Source organism: Vibrio alginolyticus NBRC 15630 = ATCC 17749 (genome assembly GCF_000354175.2).
Lineage (GTDB): Bacteria > Pseudomonadota > Gammaproteobacteria > Enterobacterales > Vibrionaceae > Vibrio > Vibrio alginolyticus.
Genome location: NC_022349.1, coordinates 2077691 through 2091749, shown reverse-complemented (window position 1 = coordinate 2091749; position 14059 = coordinate 2077691). Strand labels below are relative to the sequence as shown.

The following is a 14059-nucleotide window of genomic DNA, read 5'->3' as shown; positions in this document are numbered from 1 at the left end:
CCTAGTTGTTCGTTATTTTAACTAAGTCACAAAAATTTTGTGCCACCCCCTTGGGATCGCTGCTTCGACCCCTTATATAGGGATCACGTGTCTGGGGCTACAGTCCCTAAGGACAATTATCAAATAAACATGGAAATTTTCAGGAGAGACGACCGATGAACATTCGTCCATTACATGACCGAGTTATCGTTGAACGTAAAGAAGTTGAATCTAAGTCTGCTGGTGGCATCGTTCTGACTGGTTCTGCTGCAGAAAAATCGACTCGCGGTGTTGTTCTAGCTGTGGGTAAAGGCCGCATCCTAGAAAACGGCACCGTACTGCCACTAGACGTTAAAGTCGGTGATACCGTTATCTTCGCTGAAGGTTACGGTACAAAAACTGAAAAAATCGACGGTAAAGAAGTGCTTGTCATGTCTGAAAACGACATCATGGCGATCGTTGAATAATAGCAATCATTGAGTAATTTTTTGCTCAGATTCAATTACGAAATTACACACAAAGAATTTTAGAAAGGAAATCAAAGATGGCTGCTAAAGACGTTAAATTTGGTAATGACGCACGAGTTAAAATGCTGGAAGGTGTAAACGTTCTGGCTGACGCAGTAAAAGTAACACTGGGTCCTAAAGGACGTAATGTCGTTCTAGACAAATCTTTTGGTGCACCGACTATCACTAAAGATGGTGTATCAGTAGCGCGTGAAATCGAGCTGGAAGATAAATTCCAGAACATGGGCGCACAAATGGTTAAAGAAGTTGCGTCTAAAGCAAACGACGCAGCGGGTGACGGTACAACAACAGCAACGGTACTAGCACAATCTATCGTTAACGAAGGTCTAAAAGCAGTCGCAGCGGGCATGAACCCAATGGATCTTAAGCGTGGTATCGACAAAGCTGTTGCTGCGGCAGTTGAGCAACTAAAAGAGCTTTCTGTTGAATGTAACGACACAAAAGCGATCGCGCAGGTTGGTACTATCTCTGCAAACTCAGACGCAAGCGTAGGTAATATCATTGCAGAAGCAATGGAGCGTGTGGGTCGTGATGGCGTTATCACGGTTGAAGAAGGTCAGGCGCTACAAGACGAGTTAGACGTAGTAGAAGGTATGCAGTTCGACCGCGGTTACCTGTCTCCTTACTTCATCAACAACCAAGAATCAGGCAGTGTTGATCTAGAAAACCCATTCATTCTTCTTGTTGATAAGAAGATCTCAAACATTCGTGAGCTTCTTCCAACGCTAGAAGCTGTCGCGAAAGCATCTCGTCCACTGCTTATCATTGCAGAAGATGTAGAAGGCGAAGCGCTAGCAACATTGGTTGTGAACAACATGCGTGGCATCGTAAAAGTTGCAGCTGTGAAAGCACCTGGCTTCGGTGACCGCCGTAAAGCAATGCTACAAGACATCGCTATCCTAACTGGCGGTACTGTGATTTCTGAAGAGATCGGTCTAGAGCTAGAAAAAGTTGCACTAGAAGATCTAGGTCAAGCGAAGCGTGTTTCTATCACGAAGGAAAACACGACTATCATCGATGGTATCGGTGAAGAAGAGATGATCTCAGGCCGTGTTGCTCAGATTCGTCAACAAATCGAAGACGCAACTTCAGACTACGACAAAGAGAAACTACAAGAGCGCGTAGCTAAACTGGCTGGCGGTGTTGCAGTAATCAAAGTTGGTGCTGCGACTGAAGTTGAAATGAAAGAGAAGAAAGACCGTGTAGAAGATGCGCTAGCCGCAACTCGCGCAGCGGTTGAAGAAGGTGTTGTTGCTGGTGGTGGTGTTGCACTTATCCGCGCGGCATCTAAGATTGCTCACCTAACGGGTGACAACGAAGAACAAAACGTTGGTATCCGCGTTGCACTACGTGCAATGGAAGCGCCAATCCGTCAAATCACGAAGAACGCAGGTGAGGAAGACTCAGTTGTTGCGAACAACGTGAAAGCGGGTGAAGGTAGCTACGGCTACAACGCGGCAACAGGCGAATACGGCGACATGCTAGAAATGGGTATCCTAGATCCAACTAAAGTTACTCGTTCTGCACTACAATTCGCAGCATCGGTTGCAGGTCTGATGATCACAACTGAAGCGATGGTTACTGACCTACCGCAAAAAGACGCGCCAGCGATGCCTGACATGGGCGGCATGGGTGGCATGGGCGGTATGGGCGGCATGATGTAAGCCAGCTTATCTCATCGCTCTAAGGGACCCCTTATAGCGGAAAGATAACCGACCAAACCTTTAAAAGTCGAGGCAGATGCCTCGACTTTTTTATGCGTATCACCTGAGAAACATGACGTTCTGGTGTGGCTTATCATGAAATTTTTGAGCGTAAAAAGCGCCATTTCAGAAGCAAAAAATCGAAGAGAAATATTTTTTCTTTTGAGTCAGATGGTTAAATCTGACCTATTGCTAACACTTTTTGAACGGGGACAGAGCAAAATCTGAACATTACACTATGTTGTAAATTGTTGCTTCCCATCATGGAGATGAAAATGAAAAAGCTTATGACGTCATTGGCGATTGCAGCCGCTATCGCATCACCTGTTGCTTTTGCCGACAGTACACCTGTGATGTTCTCTACTATCGATAACACAAACGCACCTTCGAATTCTTCAGTTGGTGGTGTTCGTTTAGCTGTGTTGCATGGACAGGTAAATGAGGTTAAAGGTGTCGACTTTTCACTGCTTGGTATGTCAGAAACGGATCGTACGACAGGTGTGAACTTCGGTCTGTTTTTTGGTGCAGCAAAAGTAAATCAAGAAATGAAAGGCGCGTCTTTAGGCTTAGTTAACTGGAACCAAGGTCAGACGACGGGTGTTAACTTGGGTGCTGTTAACATTACGAACAACGTAAAAGGCTTGAACTGGAGCGCGGTGAACTATTCTGAAGGCTACACCATGGCGGATGTGGGCTTAGCGAGTATCTCTAAGAAGTCTAATTTCCAGTTTGGGTTCTTCAACATGACCGATCAAATCGATGGCGTGCAAATTGGTCTTTTGAACTGTGCGGATAACGGTTTCTTCAAGTGTTTCCCACTCATCAACTTTGCTAAGTAATCCCTGAGAAAGTCAGAATCTTTATATACAGAAAGCCCTCGATGTTCGTCGAGGGCTCTTTAATTACTGATGAGATGAAGCGAGTTTCTCGGAGCGTTAACTATTTAATTAATCGTGATGAAGTTTTGCGTTGTTGAATTCTTTGATGAACACCGCGGCGTAATGCTTTGATGTGGTTTTCTGCTTTATCCACACCTAACAACACGGTTAATGTCAGGAGAGTAATAACCACCGACTGCGTTAAATAACCCAAACCTATCATCAAACCTAAACCTGCTAGCACCCATATTACAGCCGCGGATGTTACGCCATGGATTTTTCCATCAAGTGTCATCATAACGCCAGCGCCTAAGAAGCCGACGCCAGTAATGATCTGACCAAGCACTCGTGCTTGATCAAGTGTATTTGGCGATAACGACACTGCCATCGACATAAACAGGTAGGTGCCTGAAATAATTAATATTGCTGTGCGAATGCCAACCGGTTTACCACGAGTTTGGCGCTCTATACCGATCATGAGCCCATTAATGGCGCAGCATAGTAGGGCAGGCCAACTGAATGGGCCAAGATCGAAAATTTGTTCGAATGCTGTATGCATCTTGACCTCCAAAGTGCGGAGTATGCATAGACTTACCGTGCAAAGCGAACAAAAATAATCAATCTAGACGACAAATTTAATTGAGTGTCAGAGCTTATTCTAAATGCAAATCCAACGGCGTTTTACTTGGCCTGCCACCAACTTCTCGTGTGAGTTTTGGTACCAGATAACCCGATACACGCGTGATGAGTCCGCGCATAATAGCTTTCGCTTCTGCGTCCGAAATAAAGTAGTGCGCTGCGCCTTGCACCTTATCAAGAACGTGGAGGTAATAAGGCAAGATACCCGCGTCAAATAAGGCCTCACTTAACGCCACTTGAGCTTCTACCGAATCATTCACGCCTTTCAGCAGAACGCCTTGGTTTAGAAGCGTAACGCCCGCTCTTTTGAGCTTGAACATCTGTTCAGCAAATTCGTCATTGATTTCGTTGGCATGGTTGATGTGAGTGACGAGGATGATTTGTAACCTTGATGCTTGCAGAAGTTGGCATAGTTCATCAGTGACTCGAGCTGGAATCACCACAGGTAAACGGCTATGAATACGCAGACGTTTGATGTGAGGAATGTGAGCAATGTGCTCTAAAAGCCAATGAATCTCATCGTCTTTTGCCATTAATGGATCACCACCTGAGAAGATGACTTCGTTCAACTCTGGTTGTTGTGCCATGTACTCTAAGCACTTGGTCCAGGCTTGTTTCCCGCTTTTGTTCTCTTGATAAGGGAAGTGACGACGAAAACAGTAACGGCAATTTACCGCGCAGCCACCTTTGACAATCATCAGGGCGCGGTTGCGATACTTGTGTAGCAGGCCAGGGACTTCATTGTCCTGCTCTTCCAATGGATCATTGGAGTAACCCGGATGCACCTCAAATTCGTCGCTCAGTGGTAAAACCTGACGTAAAAGAGGGTCTTTAGGGTTGCCTTTCTCCATCCTATCGACAAAACTTTGCGGTACACGCTGTGCAAACAGCTTGCGCGCGGCAAACCCGTCTTGCCACGGTGAAGGATCAATTTCCAGTATTTCGAGCAATTTTGCAGGATCAGAGATCCCATTCGCCAACTGTTTGAGCCAGTTTTGCTCAACAGATTCGACTTTTCGGGTTATTATGTGCGGCATTGAATTTAGCTCTAAGAATGTAAGAGGAAAAAATGGCTACAGTTAGCACCAATGAATTTAAAGGCGGTCTTAAGTTAATGCTTGATAACGAGCCTTGTGTAATTCTGGAAAACGAATACGTTAAACCAGGTAAAGGCCAAGCGTTCAACCGTGTTAAAATTCGTAAACTTCTTTCTGGTAAAGTGCTAGAGAAAACATTCAAGTCTGGTGACACTTGTGAAGTGGCAGACGTAATGGATATCGACCTAGATTATCTATATTCAGACGGCGAATTCTACCACTTTATGAACAGTGAAACGTTTGAACAGATCGCAGCGGATGCAAAAGCGGTAGGTGAAAACGCTAAGTGGTTGGTAGAAAACAACACTTGTATGATCACTCTTTGGAACGGTAACCCAATTACTGTTACTCCACCAAACTTCGTTGAGCTAGAAGTTGTAGACACAGACCCAGGCCTGAAAGGTGATACTCAAGGTACTGGCGGTAAACCAGCGACGCTATCAACTGGCGCTGTTGTTCGTGTTCCTCTGTTCATCTCAATTGGTGAAGTGATTCGCGTAGATACTCGTACTGCTGAATACGTAGGTCGTGTGAAGTAAGCACTTTATATGATTGTTAGAAAGGTCGCTTCGGCGGCCTTTTTTATTGCCTGTGATTCTTCTCTTTTAATCCCTCTGCGTAAAACATCGATATCCTCCGCAAATTTTTGATGATTTTGTATTATTCGTAAAAATCTTATTTATTCCATGAATCTGTCGATTATTCCTTAATGTAACATTTTGATACATTAGTACTTGTTGCTGAGTTGCATAGCAATCTGATTTTTATCGATTTAACTCAGTAACAATCCAAAAAAGGAGAACAAAATGGAAAGCAGAGGTTTAGGAAGGGGTTTAAAGGTGGAAGAAAGACGTCAGTTACTACATAAAGGATTAAAAGCAGCCGTATTTGGCGTACCGCTGTTGGCAATAGGCTTAACGATTAATAGCTCGGTGCTGATGACCGATGCGGGTTACAGCTACGTGCATCAGAATAATATTACTGGTGAGTTGGATGTGTTTACTGAACCTGGCATTCATTTTCGTATGCCATTTCTGTCCAAAATCACCAAGTATGACCAAGTGATCACCGTGTCATTCGGTAACAGCAAGGGCGAAGATTTTTATCAACGTCTTGATGCGATTCAGGTTCGATTTGCCGACACCTATATTGGTCAGATCCCCGTAACATTCCGCTTTAAGCTCAGTAATGACCCTGAAGCGGTGAAGAAGATGCATAAAGAGTTCCGCAACAACAGTAACTTGATCGATGCGCTGCTTGTAAAGAACGCACGTAACGTAACGGTGATTACCGCAACCCAATACACGGGTGAAGAGTTTTTCCAAGGTGGTTTGAACCAGTTCAAATCGAAACTTGGCGATCAGTTACGAGAGGGGATTTATCTAACAGAGCGACGTCAGGTTGAAGTGGAAGAGTTGGATCTTGCGCCTGTTGGGGCGAATCAAGCTAATCCGAACCAATTACAGCGCACCAATCAACTGGTTTGGAAAACCGTACCTGTCGTAGACAAAACCGGGCAACCGATTCGTCAAGACAATCCGTTACAACAATACGGTATTCAAGTGACGCAGGTGACCATTGGTGACCCGCAGCCAGAAAAGCAATTAGATCAGCTATTGGCAGATAAAAAGCGTTTAGTGGCGGATCGTATTCGCGCGATTCAGGAACAAGAAACGTCGAAAGCACAGGCAGAGACCGAGCAGTTACGCAAAGAGATTCAACGAACACGTGAGGTGCAAGACGCTCAGCGTGGTAAAGAACTCGCAATTATTGCTCAGCAAAAAGAAGTGGAAGTTGCACGTCAGATTGCAGAGCGTGAAATCGTTGAAGTGGAAAAAACCAAACGACTTGCTGAAGTCGAGAAGGAGAAAGAGCTAGCTATCGCAGAGGCTAACTTAGCGATTCAAAAAGCGAACGCACTTTCTGCTGAGTTTGAAGCGAAAGCGATATTAGCGAAAGGTCGCGCAGAATCTGAAGTCCTTAAAGGTAAGTATGCGGCGTTAGGAGCAAACCGTGAAGTTTACTTGGCAGAATTGAATCGAGACGTAGCGAACTCGCTGTACAACAATTTGCAAAACTTCCAAGTTCAGATGCCACAAAATTACATTGGTGGAAGTGACGAAACGGGCTTGAAAACAAACCTAGATGTGATTACTGGCTTTGGTGCTCTGGGTCTTATGGACCAGACAAAGAAGGTCGCACAGCAATAAGATCATGGGTGGTCAAAAGCTTAAAAAGCAAAAAGATCATAGGTAACCCAAAGCAATAAAAAAGCTGGCATTTAGCCAGCTTTTTCTTTTTTGGTCAGTCTCTTAAATCATGAAGATAAAGATAACTGCTAGTGCAGTGATGAGGCCTGCAAATGCATAGCATGCAATTTTACCAATCACACCAGTGTGGAACTTAAGGTCGTGCATGCCGTGGTGTACACGGTGCATTGCATGCCACATTGGCAATGCTAGCGTGCCAATGATGAATAGCGCACCGATGATGCTGGTTGCGAATGCAGAGACACGCTCGTAGCTCATCGCTTCTGCATCAATCACGCCTAGTGGGACCAAGATACCTAGCACAAGAACAGTGATTGGCGTGATCATCGCGAACCAAGTACCACCTGCGCCAAACAGACCCCACCAGATTGGCTCATCAGAACGTTTTGGTGATGTGTTTACACTATAATTCGGTTTCATTGCTCAGCTCCTTACACCACGATGAGAACGATCAGTGAGATGAACGCAACCGCGGCCCACTGAGTCAATACGATGATCTTCTTGTCCACGGGTTTGCCTTTCAAACGAATTGGCATTACTTGTGGCATCATGCTGAAGAAAGTTTGAGCGTGGAATAGGCTACCGAGTAGTGCAACGATGTTGATTGCGACGACGATTGGGTTCGCCATGAACGCTAACCAACCTTGCCATGCTTCAGGACCTTTCACCAAGCAACCTAAACCGAAAGTTAGGAACAGAGTGAATAGGATTAATGGAAGCACCGTCGCTTCACGTAGCATGTAGAAGCGGTAGAAAGGATGGTTCTTCCACCAAGTGCGTTTTACTTCACGAACGTAAGGTTTACGATTGCTCATCCTTATGCCTCCACTTTCTTTGGTGAACCATCAGGTTTCAACATAGCAATCACGAAGTCCATAGAAGACTCCACTTTGCCTTGGTTTACTGCCGCTGCTGGGTCAACGTTCTTCGGACAAACTTCAGAACAGTAACCAACAAACGTACAACCCCAAGCACCGTTTTCACCGTTGATAAGCTTCATGCGCTCATCTTTACCGTTGTCACGGCTGTCTAGGTTGTAGCGGTGGGCTAGCGTTAGTGCAGCAGGACCGATGAACTCTGGGTTAAGACCAAACTGAGGACATGCGGCATAGCACAGACCACAGTTGATACAGCCAGCGAACTGCTTGTATTTCGCCATCTGTTCTGGCGTTTGCAAGTTCGTACCGTCTTCTGGTTTACGATCGTTACCAATGATGTATGGTTTGATTGCTTCTAGGCGCTCGATGAATGGCGTCATATCAACAATCAAGTCTTTCTCGATTGGGAAGTTCGCTAGAGGCTCGATAGTCACACCGTCTGGGTAGTCACGTAGGAAGCTCTTACAAGCAAGTTTCGGTACGTTGTTCACCATGATGCCGCAAGAACCACAGATCGCCATACGGCAAGACCAACGGTAAGACAGATCTTTGTCTAGGTGGTCTTTGATGTAGCCAAGTGCGTCAAGTACAGACATGGTTTCATCGAATGGTACTTCGAATGTTTGCTTGTATGGTTCTGCATCTTTTTCTGGGTCGTAACGCAGGATGTCTACTTTTTGAATGCGATTTGCTGACATTATGCTTGCTCCTCTGCGTTCTTCTCTTCAGCCGCGGCTTTTTCTGCTGCTTCACCGTATAGACGAGCTTTTGGTTGTGACTTAGTGATGGTCACATTGCTGTAATCGATACTTGGTGCTGACTCTGGCTTGTAGAAAGCAAGTGAGTGTTTTAGGAAGTTCACGTCATCACGTTCTGTACAACCGTCGTCTAGACGTTGGTGCGCACCGCGAGATTCTTTACGTAGAATCGCAGAGTGAACCATCGCTTCTGCGACTTCTAGGCCGTAGCCTACTTCAATGGCGTACAGAAGGTCAGTGTTGAACACTTTACCTTTGTCTTTGATGCTGATGCGTTTGTAGCGTTCTTTCAACTCAGTGATCTTGTCGATAGTCGCTTGCATCAAATCTTCTTGGCGGTAGATACCACAACCCGCTTCCATGGTGTGACCCATTTCCGTGCGGATTTCTGCCCAGTTTTCGTCGCCTTCTTGGTTCATTAGGTTAGCGATGCGTTCTTCAACCGCTTTTACTTGCGCGTCAATTGCCGCGTCGTTCCAGCCTTTGAATTCTGCCGCACGTTTCACGGCGTTTTCACCTGCTACGCGGCCAAATACCACGAACTCAGCCAGTGAGTTAGAACCTAGACGGTTTGCACCGTGAAGACCAACAGACGCACATTCACCCACCGCGAATAGGCCTTTAATGCGAGTTTCACAACTGCCGTCCGTTTCAATACCACCCATGGTGTAGTGAACGGTTGGACGAATTGGAATTGGCTCTTTTGCAGGGTCCACGTTTACATAAGCTTTTGCTAGCTCACAGATGAACGGCAGACGTTCTTGTAGGTACTCTTCACCAAGGTGGCGAAGGTCTAGGTGCACCACGTCACCCAGTGGGTGTTTGATGGTGTTGCCTTTCTGTTGTTCGTGCCAGAAAGCTTGAGAAACTTTGTCACGAGGACCCAGTTCCATGTATTTGTTCTTCGGTTGGCCAACTGGAGTTTCTGGGCCCATGCCGTAGTCTTGTAGGTAACGGTAGCCATTCTTGTTAACGATGATACCGCCTTCACCACGACAACCTTCCGTCATCAGGATACCTGTACCAGGAAGACCTGTTGGGTGGTATTGAACGAATTCCATATCACGTAGAGGAACGCCGTGACGGTAAGCCATTGCCATACCATCGCCCGTTACGATACCGCCGTTGGTGTTACAGTGGTAAACACGGCCCGCGCCACCTGTTGCTAGAACAACAGATTTTGCTTTGATAGTAACAAGCTCGCCTTCAGACATGTGAATAGCAATCAGACCTTGAACTTCGCCTTCATCAACAAGCAGATCCACCACAAAGTACTCATCAAAACGTTTGATGTTGCTGTACTTCATTGATGTCTGGAATAGCGTATGAAGCATGTGGAAGCCAGTTTTGTCTGCAGCGAACCAAGTACGTTCAACCTTCATACCACCAAAGCGGCGTACGTTGACTTCACCGTTCTCTTTACGACTCCATGGGCAACCCCATTGCTCCATTTGGATCATTTCGCGAGTCGCGTTCTCTACAAAGTATTCAACAACATCCTGTTCACATAGCCAGTCACCACCGCCAACAGTGTCGTTGAAGTGGTTGTCTAAGCTATCTTCATCCTTGATAACTGCTGCTGAGCCACCCTCTGCAGCGACCGTGTGGGAGCGCATTGGATAAACTTTAGAAATCAGAGCGACTTCTAAGTCTGGGTTTGCTTCAGCCGCTGCAATAGCAGTACGAAGACCAGCGCCGCCTGCGCCGATGACTGCGATATCTGTGGTGATAATTTGCACAGTTATCCTCCAGTGTGTGATTGCGGAAATCCGCTTGTTATTGTCATTACGAGGCGCTCCTTAAAAAGAACTCCCCAAAAGTAGTAGGGTTAGTGTAGATGAGCCACATGGCAGAAAAATTGATGTAATTGGGTTTTTGCTTCGGTAATGCACTTAAGGGCATAGAATTTATAGGTTATGTGACTGCTATCACGGCATCGAGGTTTTGGTCCTCAAGCATTAATATTAGGGATGTTAAACCCGTGTTGCGTGACATTAACCGCATGGATAATAGGATTTTAACTGAGTGTTTTTTGTTCTGCGGCACGAGTAATGCTTGCCTCAAATTGGCGAGCACATTAGTAAAAAGAAGAAGGGATATTCCTCTCTTCTTGAAGAGTAAAAAGCATGTAGAATGAGACTTTCCTCGCTGAATTAAAGTTTGAGAGACTTGTTATGCAAACCAACTGGCAACCTACTGCTTCCATTGACCAACTTCGTCAACGTGCGACGTTAATCGCGTCGATTCGACAATTCTTCGCTGACCGACAGGTGATGGAAGTCGATACGCCAGCCATGAGTCACGCAACCGTGACTGACATTCATTTGCATACTTTCCAAACCGAGTTTGTTGGCCCAGGCTATGCCGATGGCAGTAAGCTGTTTTTTATGACCAGCCCAGAATTCCATATGAAGCGCCTTTTGGCTGCGGGTAGCGGTTGTATTTATCAAATCAACAAAGCATTTCGTAATGAAGAGAATGGTCGCTACCACAATCCTGAGTTTACGATGTTGGAGTGGTATCGCGTTGGCTTTGACCATCATAAATTGATGGATGAAATGGATGCCCTGTTGCAACTGGTATTGAAGTGTGGCGCAGCGCAGCGCATGACGTATCAACAAGCCTTCATTGATGTGTTGGGTGTGTGTCCATTAGAAGGCTCGATGACGGAGCTGAAAGCGGCGGCAAGCAAGCTGGGCTTGAGTGACATTGCTGAGCCAGAAGAAGATCGCGATACGTTGCTGCAACTGTTATTTAGCGTGGGAGTAGAAAACAAAATTGGTCAGGATGTGCCGGCTTTTGTGTACGACTTCCCTGCGTCACAGGCGGCGCTCGCAAAAATCAATCCTCAAGATCATCGCGTCGCGGATCGTTTTGAAGTGTACTTTAAGGGGATAGAGCTGGCGAACGGATTCCATGAACTGGACAATCCGAAAGAGCAATTAGCGCGCTTTGAACAAGATAACGCAAAGCGTATCGAAATGGGTTTAAAACCGCAGCCGATCGATTATCATCTGATTTCTGCACTGGAAGCAGGGTTGCCAGATTGTGCAGGGGTCGCGTTGGGTATCGATCGTTTGATCATGCTGGCGCTAGGCTGTGACCACATTGATCAAGTGACGGCCTTTCCATTTCCAATTGCATAAGGACGTCCAATGAACCTGACGGCTGCACGTTTCGCCATCTTTAGCTACGCCATATTGATCGCTTTTTTATCTCTGAGTTCAGGTGAACTGCAAGACTGGGGCAATATCGTGTATCTCGACAAAATGCAGCACGCTATGGCGTACAGCGGCTTTGCGTTTTTAGGTTGCTTTTGCGTGTGGCGTTGGCGTCAACGTTGGGCGGTGGCGATTAGTATTTTGCTATTCAGCGCCGTTATTGAGTGGTTGCAAGGGTATGTAGGGCGACAAACTTCTTGGTTAGACCTTGTCGCCAACTTAACTGGCATCTTAACTGGTCTGTTATGTTACCGTATTTGGAGCCTCTATCGACCTAGGTTGGTGAAGTCGCTATACTCGATTCGTTAATGAAGAGGGAACACGATAACAATGAAAACGCGCGACAAAATCGTCTACGCGGCACTGGAGTTGTTCAACCAACATGGTGAGCGCAACATCACCACCAATCACATTGCCGATCACATCGAAATTAGCCCTGGTAATCTGTATTACCACTTCCGCAATAAGCAAGAAATCGTTCGTGAGATCTTTGCGCTTTATTCAGCAGAACTTTTAGAAAGATTTACCCCTATTCAAGGTTCGCAAGAGAGCCTGACTATGCTGAAGAGCTACCTAGACTCTATTTTTACCTTGATGTGGAAATACCGCTTTTTCTACGCAAACTTACCAGAAATCTTGTCACGAGATGAACAGCTACACGAACAGTACATCGATGTGCAAGAGAAGCTGCAAGCGAACCTCATTGCTATTATGCAAGAGTTCGTAACGATGAAGCTGTTGAATGTCGATCAACAACAGTTGAAGTCATTGGTATGTACATTGCACTTGATTGCGTGTAGTTGGTTGGCGTATCAATCCGCGATGGCTTCAAAAACCAACATTACCGAGCAAATGGTGAAGCAAGGGATGTTGCAGATGCTTAATGTCGTTAAGCCATTAGCAACTGAGCAGGGCTTAGAGCAGCTACTGTTATTAGAAGATGCGGTTAGCAATCTACACAGTTAAACGTCAAACTGCTTAATATTTCGAGAGTCACTCTCATTTTCGAGTCGTGGCTCGAGTTGACTTGTCAAATATGCCACGCACAATAGTCCCATACGCTAAAAACCCTTGCAGGGATAAGATTCTCGATAAAGGAACTATCGCCCCATGAATTACGACATTTTTAATGGTGATGCTGATGGCATCATTGCTCTTCTACAATTGCGTTTGGCTGATCCTGTCGATGCCCAGTTAATAACCGGTGTAAAGCGCGACATCAAGCTGGTGGAAAAAGTAGACGTGCAAGCGGGTGATGAGCTGACTGTGTTAGACATTTCGATGGAAAAGAACATGGCAGGTCTAGAGCAAGCTTTGGCTCAAGGCGCGCACGTCTTTTACGCCGATCATCACAAAGCGGGCGACATTCCTCAGCATGGTAATTTGGATGCGCACATCGATCTCGATGCCAACATGTGCACGGCGTTGATTGTCGATAAGTTGCTTGATGGGCGTTTTCATGACTGGGCGATTACGGCGGCTTATGGCGATAACATGATTGCTAAAGCCGATGAGTTAGCGAATAACGCGGGCTTGTTGCAGCAACAGAAAGAGCAGCTAAAAGAGCTGGGTACTTTAATTAACTACAACGGCTACGGATCGAAGGTCGAAGATTTACACTTTCACCCTGCGGAGCTGTACCGAGCTTTGCTGAAGTACACGTCACCATTTGAAGCTATTGAAGATACGGCCTCGCCATACTACCAATTGCAATCGGCTTACCAACAAGACATGGAGGCGGCTCTCGCAGTGCCTGCCATGCATGAGAGTGGTAAGCTGAAGTTGTTTGAGTTACCAAACACGGCGGCATCACGCCGAATCAGTGGTGTTTATGGCAACTGGCTAGCAAACCAAACCCCTGACTCTGCGCATGCGGTACTTACTGAAAATGCAGATGGTACTTATACGGTTTCACTCCGCGCCCCATTAAACAATAAACAAGGTGCCGTTGCCGTGTGTGGTCAGTTCCCGACAGGTGGGGGGCGAGAGGCGGCGGCAGGAATCAACGCGTTAAGCAAAGATGATGTGAATGCTTTTATTGATGCGGTAGAAACCTACTACGCATAGCATTTTCCAAAATATGAATACAAAAAAGGAGCCGAGTGGCTC

Annotated in this window: 15 protein-coding genes; 9 read left to right on the top strand and 6 right to left on the bottom strand. The window is 46.0% G+C overall.

Annotation, left to right across the window (positions count from 1 at the left end; genetic code table 11):
• The first annotated feature begins 155 nt into the window (after positions 1 to 155).
• The 3 genes from N646_RS09600 (at position 156) to N646_RS09590 (ending at position 3048) form a co-directional block, all read left to right on the top strand.
• Positions 156 to 446 (top strand): co-chaperone GroES, encoded by a 291-nt coding sequence (locus N646_RS09600; RefSeq protein ID WP_005381516.1) that lies wholly within the window; start codon positions 156 to 158, stop codon positions 444 to 446.
• A gap of 77 nt (positions 447 to 523) precedes the next feature.
• Entirely contained in the window at positions 524 to 2170 is a 1647-nt protein-coding gene (groL, locus tag N646_RS09595; protein ID WP_005381509.1) for a chaperonin GroEL, read from the top strand.
• Between the two features lie 314 nt (positions 2171 to 2484).
• Positions 2485 to 3048, top strand: a complete 564-nt coding sequence (locus tag N646_RS09590) for a VC2662 family protein (protein ID WP_017821829.1) — start codon at positions 2485 to 2487, stop codon at positions 3046 to 3048.
• A gap of 100 nt (positions 3049 to 3148) precedes the next feature.
• Here N646_RS09590 and N646_RS09585 read toward each other — a convergent pair whose 3' ends face one another.
• Together N646_RS09585 and epmB are read right to left on the bottom strand one after the other, a co-directional pair.
• A complete protein-coding gene (locus N646_RS09585; RefSeq protein WP_005381504.1) occupies positions 3149 to 3646 on the bottom strand; it encodes an MgtC/SapB family protein in 498 nt (165 codons plus the stop codon).
• Positions 3647 to 3740: 94 nt separating this feature from the next.
• Positions 3741 to 4763: an EF-P beta-lysylation protein EpmB gene (gene epmB / locus N646_RS09580; RefSeq protein WP_017821830.1), complete on the bottom strand. Its 1023-nt coding sequence runs from the start codon at positions 4761 to 4763 to the stop codon at positions 3741 to 3743.
• Between the two features lie 32 nt (positions 4764 to 4795).
• Here epmB and efp point away from each other — a divergent pair, with 32 nt between their 5' ends.
• Entirely contained in the window at positions 4796 to 5362 is a 567-nt protein-coding gene (efp, locus tag N646_RS09575; RefSeq protein ID WP_005381500.1) for an elongation factor P, read from the top strand.
• Positions 5363 to 5629: 267 nt separating this feature from the next.
• Positions 5630 to 7033 (top strand): SPFH domain-containing protein, encoded by a 1404-nt coding sequence (locus N646_RS09570; RefSeq protein ID WP_005386397.1) that lies wholly within the window; start codon positions 5630 to 5632, stop codon positions 7031 to 7033.
• 102 nt (positions 7034 to 7135) lie between these two features.
• On the opposite strand, the gene frdD is transcribed toward N646_RS09570, so the two are convergent.
• The 4 genes from frdD to frdA are packed head-to-tail and all read right to left on the bottom strand — an operon-like array spanning position 7136 to position 10468.
• Positions 7136 to 7513 carry a fumarate reductase subunit FrdD gene (gene frdD / locus N646_RS09565; RefSeq protein WP_005381493.1) on the bottom strand — a complete coding sequence of 126 codons (378 nt, stop codon included), beginning with the start codon at positions 7511 to 7513 and terminating at the stop codon, positions 7136 to 7138.
• Between the two features lie 11 nt (positions 7514 to 7524).
• Positions 7525 to 7908: a fumarate reductase subunit FrdC gene (gene frdC, locus N646_RS09560; protein ID WP_005381491.1), complete on the bottom strand. Its 384-nt coding sequence runs from the start codon at positions 7906 to 7908 to the stop codon at positions 7525 to 7527.
• A 2-nt stretch (positions 7909 to 7910) separates the two neighbouring features.
• Positions 7911 to 8669 carry a succinate dehydrogenase/fumarate reductase iron-sulfur subunit gene (locus N646_RS09555; protein WP_005381489.1) on the bottom strand — a complete coding sequence of 253 codons (759 nt, stop codon included), beginning with the start codon at positions 8667 to 8669 and terminating at the stop codon, positions 7911 to 7913.
• Positions 8669 to 10468, bottom strand: a complete 1800-nt coding sequence (gene frdA / locus N646_RS09550) for a fumarate reductase (quinol) flavoprotein subunit (protein ID WP_017821831.1) — start codon at positions 10466 to 10468, stop codon at positions 8669 to 8671. Before frdA ends, N646_RS09555 begins: the two co-directional genes overlap by 1 nt.
• A gap of 435 nt (positions 10469 to 10903) precedes the next feature.
• On the opposite strand from frdA, the gene epmA reads away from it, so the two are divergent.
• From epmA to N646_RS09530, 4 genes are all read left to right on the top strand, one after another.
• Positions 10904 to 11875 (top strand): elongation factor P--(R)-beta-lysine ligase, encoded by a 972-nt coding sequence (gene epmA / locus N646_RS09545; RefSeq protein ID WP_017821832.1) that lies wholly within the window; start codon positions 10904 to 10906, stop codon positions 11873 to 11875.
• Between the two features lie 9 nt (positions 11876 to 11884).
• Entirely contained in the window at positions 11885 to 12259 is a 375-nt protein-coding gene (locus tag N646_RS09540; protein WP_017821833.1) for a VanZ family protein, read from the top strand.
• Between the two features lie 21 nt (positions 12260 to 12280).
• Positions 12281 to 12916: a TetR/AcrR family transcriptional regulator gene (locus N646_RS09535; RefSeq protein WP_005381480.1), complete on the top strand. Its 636-nt coding sequence runs from the start codon at positions 12281 to 12283 to the stop codon at positions 12914 to 12916.
• A 144-nt stretch (positions 12917 to 13060) separates the two neighbouring features.
• A complete protein-coding gene (locus N646_RS09530) occupies positions 13061 to 14017 on the top strand; it encodes an acetyltransferase (RefSeq protein ID WP_017821834.1) in 957 nt (318 codons plus the stop codon).
• Positions 14018 to 14059 lie beyond the last annotated feature (42 nt).

Excerpts from the sequence above, each read along its gene's own strand:
- N646_RS09600 (WP_005381516.1), top strand. The coding sequence starts at position 156 with ATGAACATTCGTCCATTACATGACCGAGTTATCGTTGAACGTAAAGAA.
- groL (WP_005381509.1), top strand. The coding sequence starts at position 524 with ATGGCTGCTAAAGACGTTAAATTTGGTAATGACGCACGAGTTAAAATG.
- N646_RS09590 (WP_017821829.1), top strand. The coding sequence starts at position 2,485 with ATGAAAAAGCTTATGACGTCATTGGCGATTGCAGCCGCTATCGCATCA.
- N646_RS09585 (WP_005381504.1), bottom strand. The coding sequence starts at position 3,646 with ATGCATACAGCATTCGAACAAATTTTCGATCTTGGCCCATTCAGTTGG.
- epmB (WP_017821830.1), bottom strand. The coding sequence starts at position 4,763 with ATGCCGCACATAATAACCCGAAAAGTCGAATCTGTTGAGCAAAACTGG.
- efp (WP_005381500.1), top strand. The coding sequence starts at position 4,796 with ATGGCTACAGTTAGCACCAATGAATTTAAAGGCGGTCTTAAGTTAATG.
- N646_RS09570 (WP_005386397.1), top strand. The coding sequence starts at position 5,630 with ATGGAAAGCAGAGGTTTAGGAAGGGGTTTAAAGGTGGAAGAAAGACGT.
- frdD (WP_005381493.1), bottom strand. The coding sequence starts at position 7,513 with ATGAAACCGAATTATAGTGTAAACACATCACCAAAACGTTCTGATGAG.
- frdC (WP_005381491.1), bottom strand. The coding sequence starts at position 7,908 with ATGAGCAATCGTAAACCTTACGTTCGTGAAGTAAAACGCACTTGGTGG.
- N646_RS09555 (WP_005381489.1), bottom strand. The coding sequence starts at position 8,669 with ATGTCAGCAAATCGCATTCAAAAAGTAGACATCCTGCGTTACGACCCA.
- epmA (WP_017821832.1), top strand. The coding sequence starts at position 10,904 with ATGCAAACCAACTGGCAACCTACTGCTTCCATTGACCAACTTCGTCAA.
- N646_RS09540 (WP_017821833.1), top strand. The coding sequence starts at position 11,885 with ATGAACCTGACGGCTGCACGTTTCGCCATCTTTAGCTACGCCATATTG.
- N646_RS09535 (WP_005381480.1), top strand. The coding sequence starts at position 12,281 with ATGAAAACGCGCGACAAAATCGTCTACGCGGCACTGGAGTTGTTCAAC.
- N646_RS09530 (WP_017821834.1), top strand. The coding sequence starts at position 13,061 with ATGAATTACGACATTTTTAATGGTGATGCTGATGGCATCATTGCTCTT.